Annotated in this window: 13 protein-coding genes; 5 read left to right on the plus strand and 8 right to left on the minus strand. The window is 62.8% G+C overall.

The genetic code is table 11. The annotated features are described in order from the left end of the window. Positions 1 to 47: 47 nt before the first annotated feature. From ACYVG8_RS08650 to ACYVG8_RS08665, 4 genes are read left to right on the plus strand one after another with little or no spacing between them, the layout of a single operon-like run. Positions 48 to 692 carry a helix-turn-helix transcriptional regulator gene (locus ACYVG8_RS08650; RefSeq protein ID WP_281661845.1) on the plus strand — a complete coding sequence of 215 codons (645 nt, stop codon included), beginning with the start codon at positions 48 to 50 and terminating at the stop codon, positions 690 to 692. Beyond that, positions 689 to 1660 carry a threo-3-hydroxy-L-aspartate ammonia-lyase gene (locus tag ACYVG8_RS08655; protein ID WP_281661846.1) on the plus strand — a complete coding sequence of 324 codons (972 nt, stop codon included), beginning with the start codon at positions 689 to 691 and terminating at the stop codon, positions 1658 to 1660. Before ACYVG8_RS08650 ends, ACYVG8_RS08655 begins: the two co-directional genes overlap by 4 nt. Next, on the plus strand, positions 1657 to 2040 hold the full coding sequence (locus ACYVG8_RS08660) for a RidA family protein (RefSeq protein WP_028499785.1): 384 nt from the start codon (positions 1657 to 1659) through the stop codon (positions 2038 to 2040). The genes ACYVG8_RS08655 and ACYVG8_RS08660 overlap by 4 nt, the downstream gene beginning before the upstream one ends. A gap of 60 nt (positions 2041 to 2100) precedes the next feature. Beyond that, positions 2101 to 2610, plus strand: coding sequence for a ClbS/DfsB family four-helix bundle protein (locus ACYVG8_RS08665; RefSeq protein WP_028499784.1), 510 nt, complete (start codon positions 2101 to 2103; stop codon positions 2608 to 2610). Between the two features lie 348 nt (positions 2611 to 2958). Here the strand turns inward: ACYVG8_RS08665 and ACYVG8_RS08670 are convergent, their stop codons facing one another. Genes ACYVG8_RS08670 through ACYVG8_RS08705 form a run of 8 tightly spaced genes read right to left on the minus strand, consistent with a single transcriptional unit; the run spans position 2959 to position 13320 of the window. Then, the gene (locus ACYVG8_RS08670; RefSeq protein WP_084300181.1) at positions 2959 to 3861 is read right to left on the minus strand and encodes an ABC transporter substrate-binding protein; all 903 of its coding nucleotides are present in this window, start codon (positions 3859 to 3861) and stop codon (positions 2959 to 2961) included. Continuing rightward, entirely contained in the window at positions 3827 to 4600 is a 774-nt protein-coding gene (gene fhuF / locus ACYVG8_RS08675) for a siderophore-iron reductase FhuF (protein WP_084300179.1), read from the minus strand. The genes ACYVG8_RS08670 and fhuF overlap by 35 nt, the downstream gene beginning before the upstream one ends. Next, positions 4597 to 6585 (minus strand): iron ABC transporter permease, encoded by a 1989-nt coding sequence (locus ACYVG8_RS08680; RefSeq protein ID WP_051528955.1) that lies wholly within the window; start codon positions 6583 to 6585, stop codon positions 4597 to 4599. Before ACYVG8_RS08680 ends, fhuF begins: the two co-directional genes overlap by 4 nt. Next, entirely contained in the window at positions 6573 to 7388 is an 816-nt protein-coding gene (locus tag ACYVG8_RS08685) for an ABC transporter ATP-binding protein (RefSeq protein WP_051528954.1), read from the minus strand. The genes ACYVG8_RS08680 and ACYVG8_RS08685 overlap by 13 nt, the downstream gene beginning before the upstream one ends. Beyond that, positions 7385 to 8701 (minus strand): lysine N(6)-hydroxylase/L-ornithine N(5)-oxygenase family protein, encoded by a 1317-nt coding sequence (locus ACYVG8_RS08690; protein ID WP_107890205.1) that lies wholly within the window; start codon positions 8699 to 8701, stop codon positions 7385 to 7387. Before ACYVG8_RS08690 ends, ACYVG8_RS08685 begins: the two co-directional genes overlap by 4 nt. 40 nt (positions 8702 to 8741) lie before the next feature. Continuing rightward, positions 8742 to 10526 carry an IucA/IucC family protein gene (locus ACYVG8_RS08695; RefSeq protein WP_460745422.1) on the minus strand — a complete coding sequence of 595 codons (1785 nt, stop codon included), beginning with the start codon at positions 10524 to 10526 and terminating at the stop codon, positions 8742 to 8744. Continuing rightward, on the minus strand, positions 10523 to 11554 hold the full coding sequence (locus ACYVG8_RS08700; RefSeq protein ID WP_028499780.1) for a GNAT family N-acetyltransferase: 1032 nt from the start codon (positions 11552 to 11554) through the stop codon (positions 10523 to 10525). The genes ACYVG8_RS08695 and ACYVG8_RS08700 overlap by 4 nt, the downstream gene beginning before the upstream one ends. After that, entirely contained in the window at positions 11551 to 13320 is a 1770-nt protein-coding gene (locus ACYVG8_RS08705; RefSeq protein WP_460745425.1) for an IucA/IucC family protein, read from the minus strand. Before ACYVG8_RS08705 ends, ACYVG8_RS08700 begins: the two co-directional genes overlap by 4 nt. Positions 13321 to 13447: 127 nt before the next feature. On the opposite strand from ACYVG8_RS08705, the gene ACYVG8_RS08710 reads away from it, so the two are divergent. Then, on the plus strand, positions 13448 to 14653 hold the full coding sequence (locus tag ACYVG8_RS08710; RefSeq protein ID WP_028499779.1) for an MFS transporter: 1206 nt from the start codon (positions 13448 to 13450) through the stop codon (positions 14651 to 14653). The last annotated feature ends 18 nt before the right edge of the window (positions 14654 to 14671 follow it).

Below are 14671 nucleotides of genomic sequence, written 5' to 3' on the forward strand. Positions count from 1 at the left end.
TTCTTGTAGTGGTTGACGTTTTGTCATTAATGGACATAATGTCACTCATGCCCAATCTCCAAGAAAACCAGCTCCTGTTGCGCGAGGCGCGGAAAATCGTCGACGCGCTCGGGCAGACCTTTGCGCCGCTGGTCGAGGTCGTGCTGCACGACCTGACCCGGCCCGAACACGCGGTGGTGGCGATTGCCAACAACCTGTCCGGCCGCGAAGTCGGCGACGCGGCGACCGAACTCGGTCTGGCGCGGATCACCAATCCCGACTTCCCGGAAGTCATCCAGAACTACGCCAACCGCTTTCCCGATGGCCGTCCGGCCAAGAGCACATCGATCGGACTGAAGAACAGCGACGGCGAGTTCGTCGCCGCAATCTGCCTGAACATGGATGTGTCGATGCTGGGCGCCATGACCGCCGGGCTCGGCCAGCTGATCCGCACCGACACGCCGGCACCGGCGGTAAACGAATCGCTGGCGCCGCGCCGGGTCGAAGAAGTCCGCACCGTGCTCGAACGTTATGCCGCCGCCCGCAATACCACGCCGATGGGCCTGAATCTCGACCAGCGCCGCGATGCGATGCGCGAACTCGCTGCCAGCGGACTGCTGGACCTGCGCCGCGCGCTGTCCGAAGTGGCGCAGGCTCTCGGCGTCGCCCGCTCAACCGTCTATACCTATCTCCCCCAGGAAGACCGACCATGACCGCACTGCCCATTTCCTTTGCCGATGTTGTCGCTGCCCATGAACGCATCCGTGGCGTCGCCCACCAGACCCCGGTGCTGACTTCGGCGACGGCCGATGCGCTGACCGGCGCCAAGCTGTTCTTCAAATGCGAGAACTTCCAGCGCATGGGGGCGTTCAAGTTCCGTGGCGCCTACAACGCCATCTCGCAGTTCACCCCGGAACAGAAGGCCAGCGGCGTGATCACGTTCTCGTCCGGCAACCATGCGCAGGCGATTGCCCTGTCGGCGCGGCTGCTTGGCGTCAGGGCGGTGATCGTGATGCCGGAGGATGCGCCGGCAATCAAGGTCGAAGCCACGCGCGGCTATGGCGGCGAGGTGATCTTCTACAACCGCTATACCGAGGACCGCGAGGCCATCGGCAAGCAGCTGGCAGCCGAACGCGGCCTGACGCTGATTCCGCCGTACGACCATCCGCACGTGATGGCCGGGCAGGGCACGGCCGCCAGGGAACTGATCGAGCAGGCCGGCGAACTGGATCTGCTGCTGGTCTGCCTCGGCGGCGGCGGGTTGCTGTCCGGCTGCGCGGTGGCGGCAAAGGCGATGAACCCGGCCTGCAAGGTGATCGGGGTCGAGCCCGAGGCCGGCAATGACGGCCAGCGCAGCTTCCGCAGCGGCGAAATCGTCCATATCGACACGCCAAAGACCATCGCCGACGGTGCCCAGACCCAGCATCTTGGCAACTACACCTTCCCGGTCATTCGCGAGCTGGTCGATGACATTGTCACCGTCAGCGATGCGGAACTGGTCGATACCATGGCCTTCCTGGCCGGCCGGATGAAAGTGGTCGCCGAGCCGACCGGCTGCCTGGCCGCCGCCGCCGCGCTGCATGGCAAGGTCGATGTCGCCGGCAAGCGGGTCGGCATTATCGTGTCCGGCGGCAATGTTGACCTGCAGCGCTTTGCCGCGCTGATCCAGGGCCAGGCATGAGTGCGCCGCGCTTCGTCGATCCGGCGTCCATGGCGGCGCCCGGCGGGCATTACTCGCATGCGGTCTGCGCCGGCGGGCTGGTCTATGTGTCCGGCCAGTTGCCGATCACCGCCGATGGCCACAAGCTGACCGGCGCGCCCTTCGAGGCGCAGGCGCGCCAGGTGCTGGCCAATGTCGGGCAGGCGCTGCTCGCCTGCGGCAGCAGCCCGTCACGGCTGCTGCAGGTGCGCGTCTACCTGACCGACATCGACAACTGGCCACTGTTCAACCGCCTGTACGCGGCCTGGCTTGGTGAGCTGCGCCCGGCCCGCGCCGTTGTGCCGGTGCCGGTACTGCACCACGGACTGGCGGTCGAGATGGAGGCGGTCGCCCGGGCCTGAGCTTGCCGGCCCGCCGGCGGCAGGCGGATGATGGCCGCCCCGATTTGTGCGAAAGATGTCATGCCGATCCCCGCAAACCAGCGCGAACTGCTGGACGCGATACGAACCCGCTATGCGCAGCTCGATGCCGAGCTGCGCACGGTGCCGCCGGCGCAGGCCTTTGAGGCGACACTGGAAGGCCATGTGCAGGGCACGCTGATCAGCGTGGCCGACCTGGTGGCCTATCTGCTGGGCTGGAACCTGCTGGTGCTGAAGTGGTGTGCCGGCCGGGACGCCGGGCGGGCGGTGGATTTCCCCGATACCGGATTCAAGTGGAATGAACTCGGCCGGCTGGCACAGCGGTTCTATCGTGACCACGCCGCGCTGGATTTTCCGGCGCGGCGGGACGCGCTGGCCCACGCCCATGCCGATATCGTCGAGCGGGTCATGCGCGAAACCGACGCCTCGCTGTATGGCGAAGCGTGGTACGGCAAGTATCCGCTCGGACGGATGATCCAGCTCAATACCTCGTCGCCGTATGCCAATGCCCGGGCACGGCTGCGCAAGTGGAAGAAGGCCCGAGGTGTCTAGCCGGACCCGGAAGCGACGCACCGGGCTGGATGGATCGTCGCATTTGCCAACCTGCTTGCCATTTGGGGGCGAGCCGACAGCGACCGCTGTCACCCGGCAATCCCGCTCAGCCGACGCACGGTGGCCCCGTCCGCATCGAACGCATTCGTCCGCATCGCCGTCTTCGTCTCCGGTCCGGTTGTAGCGGATGGTGCGAACGGTGAGACAACGGTTGTCATGGACGATGACGGTCGGCGTGCCGGTGCAGCGCTGGGCAGTCGCGGGGTCGGCCTGCGTGATCATGGGGTCTCCTCCTGTTCCAGCCTGCTTTTTGACGCTATAAACCAGCCGGTTTCTTGCGGAATGTCACTATGGCCGGTCCGCATGCCCCCGACGCAGCAAGGCGGTGCTCAGTGCCCGCACCAGCCGGACCGTCGATACCGGTCCGCCAAATGGCCACAGACCGTCAGGCAGAACCAGCAGCCGTTCGTGCCGAACGGCGGGTGCCTGCTTCCATACCGGCGTCTGCGGGGGGGCGCCGCCGAGCAGGGCAAGGGTGACGTCCAGAACCAGCAGTTCCTCAACTGTTTTGACCGTGATTCCCTGCCGCGCGCGCTCGTGCAGCCACGGGCCGCCAAGGCCCAGTGCCTTCTGCACGCCACCCGGCACACTGTTGCCGGCGAAGGCCCACATCTGCGGCACACCGGCGATGTGCTGCAGGATGGCCAGTGGCTTGCCGGCCCAGCCCGCCGCAGCCAGTCGGTTCCGCTCTCTGGCGAGACAGTCGTCCAGTACTGTCAGCGCAAGCCCTGCGCGCGTTTCCAGACCCAGTGTCAGGGCAAGTTGACGATGGTCCTCGAATACGGCGGCGAGTCCTTCACGTTCACTGCTGGACAACATCAGGGTCGGAGCAATGCGCTCCAGCAGGGCTTTCAGCGATGCATGCCGGAAGTCGACTGCCACGATCAGGTCCGGGCGTAGCATGGCGATGGCTTCCAGCGATGGCTGTTGCCGATTGCCAACATTGATGGCAGTGGCGAGCCGTGCCTTTTCCACACCGACCCAGCGGCTGTAGCCGCCGGTATCGGCAACCCCTACCGGCGTGACGCCCAGCGCCAGGACCATTTCCGTAGCGTGATACTCGAGAGTGATCACCCGGGGCTGTCGATGCTGCAGGGGAGTGCGAGCCTGTGAAGGCAGCGCGGCCAGGGCCGTGGCGAACAGCAACCGGCGGCGGCTAATCCTGTCGCTGCCAGTGTTCAAGGAGGGCATGCAGTTCAGTCCGATCGAGATGCTCAAGGTGCGGGCAGCTGGCGCAATACACCATGCCGGGAATTTCGTGCCGCAGGCAGCACAGGCGGCGCAAGCGGGTCGGAGTTGTCCGGACCTCGGGCAGCAGTGGGGCGATATGGCGGACGGGATATCGCATCGGGTTGCGAAGCGTGTTTCCTGATCCGTCCGGCAGGAGCCAGTGCCCGGCTTCCAGCAGAAAGAGCCGGTCTGCTTCACTGGATGACGGCAGTCTGGAGAAAATTGCATCGAGCAGATTGCCGAGGTTGTTCCACAGCACGCGGGGTGCGAGCCGGCCGTGGCTGGCCAGTGCCGCGATCAGCGGGGCAAGGTGGTCAAACAGGAGTTCGCTCCAGCGGTCCGTGTCATCCTGCAGCGGTGCGCCGACATATGCATAACGGAAGGCGCAGGCCTCTCCATCCGGACCCATCCGCAGCGACAGTGCGCTGATCTCCTGCGGCAAGCGCCAGCCATGCTGCAGCAATGCCAGTTGCGGGATCAGCAGGCAGGCGAGGTACCGCTTCAGCCACTGGGAGACCAGCGCACGGCGCGGGGCGGTGGCATGCCTGGAGGCATAGCGCGCCATTGCTGCTGCAATGTTTTCCGGGTCTCGCAGCATACCAACCGCCATTTCACTGGCACCATCCGGTTCCAGTACTACGCAACGAGCGTAAGGGGCCAGCGGGCCGGTCAGCCAGCGACGAGGATCGGGCGGGCTCATGTTGCCTTCCGTGCATACATCAACTGGCAAAGAAAGACCGGTGCGCCGATCAAGGTGGTGATCAGACCGAACGGCAGATCCTGCGGTGCCAGCAGGGTGCGTCCGAGCAGGTCGGCCAGTCCGCACAGAATGGCCCCCAGCGACATGGCCAGCACCAGCCGCGGCCGATGCCGGCCAGCCCCCAGCCGGCGCGCCATGTGCGGCGCGACCAGTCCGACAAAACCCGCCGGGCCGGCGCAGGCGACGACCAGTCCGGCCAGCACGCAGGCGATGCCGAGCAGTCGCAGGCGGACCGATGAGACCGCCAGGCCAAGGCTGGTTGCGGTTTCGTCTCCGAGCTCCAGCAGGTCGAGTGCTCTCGCCTGGCGGTAGGCCAGCGGCAGCAGCGTCACGCAACCAGCGAGCAGCAGGCCGGCTTCGGCCCAGCCTCGACCATAGCTGCTGCCCACCAGCCAGGTCACGGCCTGGGCCGGTTGCAACTTCGACTGGGCAACAATCAGGGTGCCGAATGCGCTGCACAGGGTGGCCAGTGCCATGCCGCCGAGCGCCAGCTGCATCGGCGCCCATTGTTGTTTGCGGGTGACCCACAACAGGATGCTGAGCAGGCTGCCGACCCCGATCAGGGAAAAGGGCAGGCGGACATGCCATGCCGGATCCGGAAACCAGACCAGCGACAGCAATATCGCCAGTGCCGCACCCTGGCTCAGCCCGAGCAGTTCGGGACCGGCCAGCGGGTTGCGTACCACGCCCTGCAGCAGCACGCCGCTGGCTGCCAGCAGTGTCCCGGCCAGCATGGCTACGCCAACGCGCGGTCCGCGCAGATCGAACAACAGCCCGGCAAGGCTGGATGGGTTTCGCCAGCCGTCGAGCAACTGGTCCGGCGTCAGTTGCAGACCCAGCAGGGCAACCGGCGGCAGGATGGCCAGCGTAAGGAAGGATGCATGCGGAAACGGAGGGCGACTGTCCGGGAATCGTGTCGGCACGGGCAGTCCGGCGGACGCCTGCTTGCCGATCAGCCACAGCAGTAATGGCGTCCCGGCCACTGCCGTGGCGACGCCCAGCGGCAGCAGGCTGCGGCTGGTATCGCCGAGCCAGTCAGCGAGCGGATCTGCAAATGCAAGCAGTAGTGCCCCGGTCAGTCCGGCACCCGGCAGCAGCCGGGCCGGCTGGCTGATCCCGGCCAGGCGCAGCAGATTGGGCGCGAGCAGCCCGACCAGCCCCAGTGGTCCCGCCAGGGTCATGGCCACGGCTGAAAGTAGCGAGGCAATCAGCAACAGCCGGCGGCGGAGGCGATCGACGTTCAGCCCCACGCTGGCGGCACTGTCATCCCCGAGCGCCAGTAGTTGCAACTGGTTGCGGTTGCGCCAGGCCATGGCGGTGGCCAGCATGAACCAGGGCAGACCACCGGTCACACCCGTCCAGCCGGACTGAAACAGCGAGCCCGCACTCCACAGTGCAACCCCCGCCACGTGCTGATCGAACAGTACCAGTATCAGGCTGACCATGGCCGACAGCAGCAGTGACACCACGCTGCCGGCCAGTACGAGCGTCAGCGGATGGGCACGCCAGCCGCCAGCGATGACGAAGCAGAACAGCACGGCGAGCAGCGCACCGGCAAAAACCGTCGGTACGGTTGCCAGCGCCAGACTTGCGGGCAGCAGCACGGTGGCGATCAACCCCAGCTGGGCGCCTGCTGTGACGCCCAGCACGCCGGGGGATGCCAGGAAATTGCGAGAGAGTGCCTGAAGCAGACAACCCGCCATGCCCAGCGCTGCGCCCGCCATCAGCGTTGCCGCGACACGGGGGAGACGCAACTGACTGAAGGCGATCCACAGGGTGTCTCCGTCGACATGGCCGTTCAGCCAGGTCTGCAGCGTGATGCGGCCAGATGGCAGCGGTCCGGTCAGACTCAAGCCGATTGCGACCAGAAGGCCGCCCAGCAGCCATGTGAACGGATGGCTGCAACGAGTGCTCAGGGGACGCATGGTGGCTGTTCCGCCGGTGTGCTCATGCGCGGCAGGCAGACGGGCTGGCCGTCGATCAGGCCGGCGCACATGTCCACACCAAATACGGATGACAGCACTGCCGGTACGGCGAGGGTGGCCGGTGGACCCTCGGCATGCACGCGGCCATCGCGCATGAGCACCATGTGCTCGGAGAAGGCCGCAGCCTGATTCAGATCATGCAGCACCCAGAGTACGGTCAGACCGTGCTCGCGACTGAGCGCACGCATCCGCTGCAGGATTTCCATCTGGTGATGAACATCGAGAAAGGTCGTGGGCTCGTCGAGCAACAGCGTATGGCTTCCCTGTGCGAGCGCCATGGCGATCCGGGCGAGCTGGCGCTGCCCTCCCGACAGCCGTGACAGCGGCTGGTCACGCAGTGCAGTCAGGCCGCTGGCACTGATGGCCCACGAGATCCAGCGCTGGTTGCCGTCGCTGATCCTTTCCGTCAGCCCGGTATGGACGAACCGGCCGCAGGCAACCAGTTCGGCAACGGTCATGCTGGTGGGCAGCAGAGGAGATTGCCCCAGTATTGCCAGATGCCGTGCTCGTTCCTGTGCCGTCATCGCAGAAAGGAGCCGGTCGCCGAGCCAGACGCTGCCGGCCTGCGGCCTGATCAGGCCGGCCAGCGCCCTGAGCAACGTGCTCTTGCCACAACCGTTTGGGCCGCACAGCGCGCTGACCCGAGCATCGGGGAAAGCCAAGTCAATCTCCGACAGCACCTGCTTGCCAGCCAATGCCACGCTGAGTCGGGAGGCCCGGAGGGAACCGGGGATGGTGTTCATGTGTGGTCCTGCCCACGCTGGCTCCACGAGCCGGGAGCGGCCTCGCTGGCCCACTCGATGGGAAAGGGGGGGGCTGCCGTTGCATACCGCTCTTCACCGAGAATGGCATTGGCGATGATTGCACCGCGCCAGGCTGCCAGGCTCAGTTGTGGATCCGCGATGCCGTGGCTGTGAAGCCCGCCGTTCTGCACGAAAATATGGTGGTCAGCCGGCCCGTCCCAGGGCACCGAGAAATCATGACGCAGCGGCAAATGCCCTTGCTGATCGATATTCAGCCGGCCCCGCAATGGTTCGATGCAGGCGGGCAGCCGGGTCAGATAACCTGTGGCCAGAACCACTACATCAGCGTCGACGTGATGGATCCGGTCATCAAAGCCATTATGGGCAGCCAGTATCCAGCCGCCAGCGGGGAGGCATTCCATTGCCCTTACGTCCCGGTGTGGAAGGATGCGCAGCCTTTGTTCCCGGCCCTCCTGCAAGCTGCTCAGATAGAGTGTCTGGTAAATCTGCCTGAGCGTTTCGTGTGAAATGCCATTACCAGTCAATGTTTGCTGCCTGATCAGCGCGGGCTTGCATGCCATTGGCAACGAATGGAACGCGTTGACATAGCTGGGGGTGAAGAATTCGTTACTGAACGGTGCCTCGTCGAGTGCCTCCAGCGTGTGCCGCCGTGACAGCCAGCAGATCGATTGTGTCCGGCCACGTCGACCAGACATCAGGTCAAGCACGACCTCGGCACCACTTTGTCCTCCGCCGACAACCGCAATGCGCAGGCCTGTCGCGTCGGGAACCCGCGCCAGATAGTGATGGGAATGCAGGCAGCGCGGGTGTTCATGCCGACGGGCCCAGTCGGGAATGTTGGGCGTAAGTCCGGTGGCGACAACCAAATGTCGGGCATGTTCGCACTTCCCGTCGAATTGCAAGCGGAAACCGTTTTCGCTCCACCTGATTTCTTGCACTTCGTGCTTGAAATGCAGGTTAGGCAGTTTTTCTGCCACCCACTGCAGGTAATCGGCAAACTCATATCGTCGGACATGGGTAAAGCCGGCATGAATGAAGCGATGAAAGCGGTGTTTGGCTACCAGATAGGCAATAAAAGAATATGCGCTAGTAGGGTCTGCAGACAAAACCAGATCTTTGAGAAAAGAGGTCTGCATCGCGGCATCGTCGACCATCATGCCCGGATGCCAGTCAAATTGTTCGCGCCGGTCAAAGAAGGCGCTGCGGATTCTTCCGTGTGGGGCCAGCAAGGCGGCAACACTGAGGTTGAAAGGGCCCGCACCGATACCCGCGACATCAAAGTGAATGGACATGACGATTCCTGAATTCGAGAATGAAATAGAGGGCGAGTGGCTATTTCCCGGATGGCGCTCCGAATATCAGGGGGTTATCCAGCAAGGGGCCCGGTGAATGAACGGGGCGCTGGGCCATATCGCCATAGCCATGGGAAAAGCGGGCCCGATTCAGCGACAGGAGAGGCATTTTGTGACTGAATAATCCCAACCTGGTAAAACGTGGTGCAAGTGTCGGATGGCTGTCCTGATAGATCTGCAAACGTTTGGCAAGTAGTCGATAGAAGGCGTCTTCACTGAATACGCCTTCAATTTCCAGTTGTGGCGCCATGAAACGGAACACACTGGCGAACAGTCCGGTCCACAGGTGATGTATCAGGAAGTGGGGAGGCAAGGCTGGCAACGCATCCCATGCCTGCACTGGCAAGCCGGGATGGCTGGTCCAGTCCTCATCAGTGCGAAACAGATCTCCTTGATAATCCTTGAGCAGGATGCCGACCGGAAGTTCATCCCGGAAACGCAGCATGAGGTTCTGACCGTGAGCGATGAAGCCCAGACCGTAGCGTGCCTGCAAGTGATACAGCGGAACGACTGCCCGGTCGAACAGGAACGTCAGCCAGCGTGTTGCACCGGTACCCGACATATGGATCAGTTCAGCGGCAAGTGAGTGGCCGCTGTCATCCTTCTGCTGAAGGACCGAGGCCATCACGATGCGTTCGCCAGTACCCAGGTGCGAATGCGCGCTTTCGCGCCAGACTGCGCCGAGCATCTCGTCGAACTGATAGGGAGTGCCCGGAAGTGTGTGGTAGACAGGGTGGGGGATGAAGGCAGTAGCTGCTTCTTTCAGTGCTGTTGCGTTGCAATCTGCCAACAGGGGATCGCTGGTCAGCAGCTGTTGCAGCCAGATTGACTGCATGGGGGAGTGGGACAGATGTCGAGCTGACAGGCCTCGATATGCCGAGGTCGTGAGCAGGCTAAGCGACAGCTTCAGGTCTGGTCGGGCCGGGCGATCGATATTGCTGAGCGTGCGCAATGACGGCTGGGGAACATAGCAGTCTCCTGCCTCGCCTAGTGGAAACATGGCACCTGCGGCAATTGGCCCTGCAAACTGCCGGGTAATCATGGCCTCCCATTGCCAGGGATGGACGGGCATCGTCCAGTATTCAGAAGAGGGGAGCAGCCCAGACAACCGGTTATGCTCGGCCTCATTGCAACTGGCCTCCAGCAGACGACTGGCAGTCCAGCCTGGTGCATATACGGGTTCAGCCAGTGAGTGATGAACGGCGAGCCAGTGCAGGCGAAAAGCAGGGGCATGTTCGGGCGCATAGCGCTGATTGTCGATAAAGCTCCAGCCAATACGGCCTTTTGACGGGATTGCTTTCGGGTGCCCATCAAGCAGGCTGTGCAAGTGGTGAGATGGCAAAGCCAGCCAGTCGCGAGCGCACAGTCCGCGCCGGGCCGCCAGCATCTGGGTATCTGCGGCCAGTGTGTTGAGTGTTTCGCTCAGGTAATTGGCCAGTGTCGCCGGGTTTTTCACCCGTCCTTCCAGCACGCGGTGCAGTACAGTCATTGCATCTGTTGCCGGGCTGCCATCTGCAATATGGATGACACTGCCGGGATGGATCACGGGGTGCTGCCAGCGATTCAAGCGACCTTGCCAGCAGTAACCCCCTGTCGGAACAGACACTGAAAAACGACTGCCGTTTTCCGATTGGCTAGCGGTGATTAGCCCCTCATAACACAGTTCGGCCAAGGCCTTTTCAATCAGATTGACATTGGCCTGCCGCCAGAGATCCGGATCGTGCAGGCCGAGCAGGCCCAGCTCATTGCCCCGGCTGGCCCTCATTCCTCACCCCACGGACCATGCTGTTCGAAGAATACTTCCCGCTCAAGCATCAGCAGCGCCGCGCGCTTATGAGGAAAGTCAAACTCCTTTAGCTTGGCAAATCCCTGATTCTGCAGATGAGAGATAAACCGGACATTATCGATATGTGGCTCTCCCACCAGCCTTTGCGTGCGAGAGTCGTCCAGAAACACGTAATGACTGACCGCTCGCATCCAGGCGATGGTTTTTCCTTTGCTGGCATGACGGCTATTGCCAACTAATAGATGGCAACCACGGTCAAAATCCTGCGCTGCATAGAAGGGGGCCAGTCGGTCCTCTTTTGCCCAGTAGACCTCAAAATAGGCAAAAGGCTCTCCATCGAACTCGCCCATCAGTGGAAGAACACCCGCGTCGTCGATCTGTGCCTGCAGATAAGCTGCATGTGCTTCACGCTTTCCTGCCAGTGTCCAGAAGCGATGTACCCGATCCATATTCATCCAGGCATGGAATAGCGGTAGATCCCGGCGGATATTGGCAACCCGGAGCGTGAACGTGCATCCCTGTCGGGGCAGATAGCGTTGGTAGACCACACCTTGTGGCTGTGGTGCGCGACGTGGATGGCGCCTGCCATGGCTCATGACGTATTCAGTGGCAACTCCGGACACCCCTGGGGTGGGGAGCCACAACTGTGGCTGTTGCCAGAATACCGCCCGGCTGCAGCCAAGCCGCCAGCCATTTGCCGTGGCAATGCGCCTCCCCATTATTCCCATCCTCACCAGCGTCACGGCGAACTCGTCCGTGCAGCCGGTATCGAGCATGACATCGCGCAACGATGGCTGATGGCAAAACAGTTCGGCCAATAGCGGCATCAAGGCCAGCGGGGGCGTTTCGGGATGCAGCGGGCCAGTCAGCAGAATACTGTTGGCTGCGGGTCGGCTTAACTGCAGGGTGGCCATTGTCACACTGCCGACCTGCAGCGTAACAAGGCTGTCCTGAATCGTGCTTGCTGCCAGTCTCTGGTCTGGCAGACACAGCGAGAAGGCGCTCAATGATGACTCTCCGGGTTCGCTGCGGCAGCAATTGGATTGCGCAGCGGCACGTACGAACGGAACGAGTCCTCCGGATTTGCCGTTTCGTCCAGACCACGGAGGCTGAGCATGAAGTTGCCTTTGCTCATCAGCATGGGAGAGTCGAGCAGGTAGTCGATGAAGTGCGGAAATCTGGGAGAGGTGCGTCGCAGCGCCAGCAGAGAGTGTCGCAGACGTTCAGCAAGCCGCATTTCGTCTACCAGGCCATCGGCCCCCAGCGTGGCAATCAAACTCAGTACATTGTTGACGATCAGGTAATAGCCCAGCAGATGATTGGCCATGGTTTCATTGAAAGCCAGTGTGCTGGCGCTCCTGATCCCGGGAATCTGTCCGGTGAGTTCAGCGATGGTTTCCGGATGAAATGCGGCGCCCTGCCCATCACGGAGCCAGATGCCGGCAGGCCAGCCTGACTTCAGTGTCAGCACGGTGTTCTGCTGGTGAGCGCTGAATAGAAAACCGTAGTCAGCCTGGGCAATCAACAGCGGTTTGAGTGCAACGGAAAGGAAGCAGTCAAACCATTCCATGGCAAGTAGGGTGAGGGGGCGCTGCTCTTGCGCGGCAAGGTCAACGATCAGGCGGCTGACCATTGATGCCGTACCGTTTGCCCCTTCCTGGTACAAGGTGGCCATGACGTAGGACGTGCAGTCGGGCGGAAATGGGTTGTCACGGAAAATGACAAAACTTTCTGCCAGGGGATGACCGTCCAGCGTTGTCAGCGCCAGTGCACCATGCTCATGCAGGATGCCGAGCGTCGGGCAGCGATGGCGCAATGCCTTCCCCTGCTTGCTCGAGAAGATATCGCGGACCAGCTGGCCGCGCATGACCTCATCCATCCGCAGCACGCGTCTGGAATTGGCAATGCGTACTGACAGTGAAAATTTCAGCATGGCCGGTGCATGTGGCGAATACAGGGTTCGCAAGGAAGATGTCGGAAACCAGTCTGTACCGGCTTCTCCCAGATCAATCAGGGCGTCGCGGCTGCGCCAGTGATGATAGGCAGGGGCCCGGCGCAGCACGCCAGCCTGCCAGGGATGGACCGGCAGCCATTGCCAGCCCTCGCTGTGCGGGTAGCGGGTCATCATGGTGGATAGTCCCGGATCGCTGGTGATCAGTGCATCGGGAAGGAAGGATGAGCCGGGCCTTGCTTGCCACAGCGCCCCGGCCTGCACGGCAAACCAGACCAGAGGAGTGTGCCCACCGAAATCCGGGCTGTAGCGAATGTGGTCTTCACGGGTGAATTCGTCCCGGCTCTTGGGGGTTGGGTGAACTGCATGGCCATAAACCAGCCCTTGCTCTGCGGCGAGGAAACCTGCATCAGGCCAGCTTGGGGCCTGGTGGTCCGCGTCTGCATCAAGCAGTGTGGCTGCGCTGTCCAGCACACGGAGAAGGAAGCGCCGGCGTGTGCTGTCATCAATGTCCGGTGCCAGCGCTGGTTCACCTGCGAGCAGGGAGACCGTCTGGGCAAAATCAATAGCGAAAGCGGGACCGCCAGCCGGAACAAAGTGAACAGTGCCGTCAAAACGATGCCGGCCCGACAGGGAGAAATATTGCAATGGCACCTGCAGCACTCCCTCTGGACGGGTCAGCGGCAGGCAGAGCGTTCCGTCCTGACCGGACAGGTTGCTGTTCTCGGCCGGCAGGCGTTTTGCAGGAGACCATTCACGCCACAGTGCGTTCATGAATGCAGACAGTGAGGCGCGCTCGCTGAGGACTGGGCGGGTGTTCATGGTGGGGTTCCAGGAATAGGTACGGTGCGTACCATCAAGCTAAATGACAATGATTCCTGTTTGCAAATCCGGGTGATGTTGCAAAGAATGTCCGGCGGTGGCTGTGCCGATCTGACTGGGGGAGAGCATGGAACAGGGGAAGTGCGCACCTGGGCAGAAGGCTGGCGGGGGGCGTGAATGGACGCAACTGATATTGGCTGCTGCTGGCATGGTGATGGGGATTGGGCAGACAGCATTGCTGACCACTTTGCCGTTACTGATGCAGCGAACCGGTCTGGCACTTGAGTTCATCACCATGATTCTGGCTTCTGGCTCGCTGGCATTTCTGGCAGGGGCGCCGTGCTGGGGCCTCCTCTCTCGCCGTTTGGGACCGCGCTGCATCGTTGCAGTGGCCCTGGCAGGGTTCGGGCTCAGTCACATGCTGCTGTTCTGGCAACTCGGGCAGGGTAGTGACTGGGAAGGGCAGGGCAAAACACTGCTGGCTGGTCGGTTCCTTTACGGACTGACGGTGTCAGGGCTGGTGCCGACCTGCCAGGCTTGGCTGCTCGCAGGCGCATGCCAGCGGCAGCAGCGAGCTGTGCTGTCCCGGTTTTCTGCTGCACTGGCGCTGGGCCGGTCGTTGGGACCGGCACTGGTGGCAGGGAGCCTGTGGTTAAGCCCGTCGGGCCCCTTTTTGCTGGTAGCGCTGTCAGCCTGGCCGGTTCTGCTGATGCTGCCGCTGGCGGTACCCTGCCATGCAGAATCGGGATGCGCCGGCTGGCCTGACTGGCACCTGCAGGCGCTGCTTGGCTGGCCGGTACTGACTCTGGTTATCGTGACCGCATTTGGCCTGATGCAGTACGCGCTGGGCCCCTGGCTGATGCTCTGCATGAAACTCGATGCGGCGACGGCATCCTCACAGCTGGGCTGGATGCTGAGCGCTGGCACGCTGGTGGTGGCTGCACTGCAGATCGGGGTGGTTCCTTACTGCAAACCGGGGCGCAGCCTGCTGCGGGCCGGAAGTGTGGGGCTGGTTCTGGCAGGCATGCTGCTGGCGCAGGCAACGACAACACTGACTGCAATGGGAGGGGTTGTGGCTCTGGGCGTGGCTGCTGCGCTGCTTGGACCTGACTGCACGGCACGTGCCCTGCAGGCTGCAGGCAAATCGGGTCAGGCTTGGATGGCTGGCATGGTGGCTACGGTGCACACCACCGGACTTGCCCTGGGGGCTGTGCTGGCAGGCTGGACGCTTGGTCTGTCCCCTTCGGCACCGTTCTGGCTGGCTGCCTTCCTTGGGCTTGGTGTGGTTCTGGCGTCATTAATGGCACGGGTACCGGGGGAGGCGCTTCGCTGATGCCAGGACGCCGTCTGC

The sequence above is a fragment of the Microvirgula curvata genome (assembly GCF_054781615.1).

Excerpts from the sequence above, each read along its gene's own strand:
- ACYVG8_RS08650 (WP_281661845.1), top strand. The coding sequence starts at position 48 with ATGCCCAATCTCCAAGAAAACCAGCTCCTGTTGCGCGAGGCGCGGAAA.
- ACYVG8_RS08655 (WP_281661846.1), top strand. The coding sequence starts at position 689 with ATGACCGCACTGCCCATTTCCTTTGCCGATGTTGTCGCTGCCCATGAA.
- ACYVG8_RS08660 (WP_028499785.1), top strand. The coding sequence starts at position 1,657 with ATGAGTGCGCCGCGCTTCGTCGATCCGGCGTCCATGGCGGCGCCCGGC.
- ACYVG8_RS08665 (WP_028499784.1), top strand. The coding sequence starts at position 2,101 with ATGCCGATCCCCGCAAACCAGCGCGAACTGCTGGACGCGATACGAACC.
- ACYVG8_RS08670 (WP_084300181.1), bottom strand. The coding sequence starts at position 3,861 with ATGCCCTCCTTGAACACTGGCAGCGACAGGATTAGCCGCCGCCGGTTG.
- fhuF (WP_084300179.1), bottom strand. The coding sequence starts at position 4,600 with ATGAGCCCGCCCGATCCTCGTCGCTGGCTGACCGGCCCGCTGGCCCCT.
- ACYVG8_RS08680 (WP_051528955.1), bottom strand. The coding sequence starts at position 6,585 with ATGCGTCCCCTGAGCACTCGTTGCAGCCATCCGTTCACATGGCTGCTG.
- ACYVG8_RS08685 (WP_051528954.1), bottom strand. The coding sequence starts at position 7,388 with ATGAACACCATCCCCGGTTCCCTCCGGGCCTCCCGACTCAGCGTGGCA.
- ACYVG8_RS08690 (WP_107890205.1), bottom strand. The coding sequence starts at position 8,701 with ATGTCCATTCACTTTGATGTCGCGGGTATCGGTGCGGGCCCTTTCAAC.
- ACYVG8_RS08695 (WP_460745422.1), bottom strand. The coding sequence starts at position 10,526 with ATGAGGGCCAGCCGGGGCAATGAGCTGGGCCTGCTCGGCCTGCACGAT.
- ACYVG8_RS08705 (WP_460745425.1), bottom strand. The coding sequence starts at position 13,320 with ATGAACACCCGCCCAGTCCTCAGCGAGCGCGCCTCACTGTCTGCATTC.
- ACYVG8_RS08710 (WP_028499779.1), top strand. The coding sequence starts at position 13,448 with ATGGAACAGGGGAAGTGCGCACCTGGGCAGAAGGCTGGCGGGGGGCGT.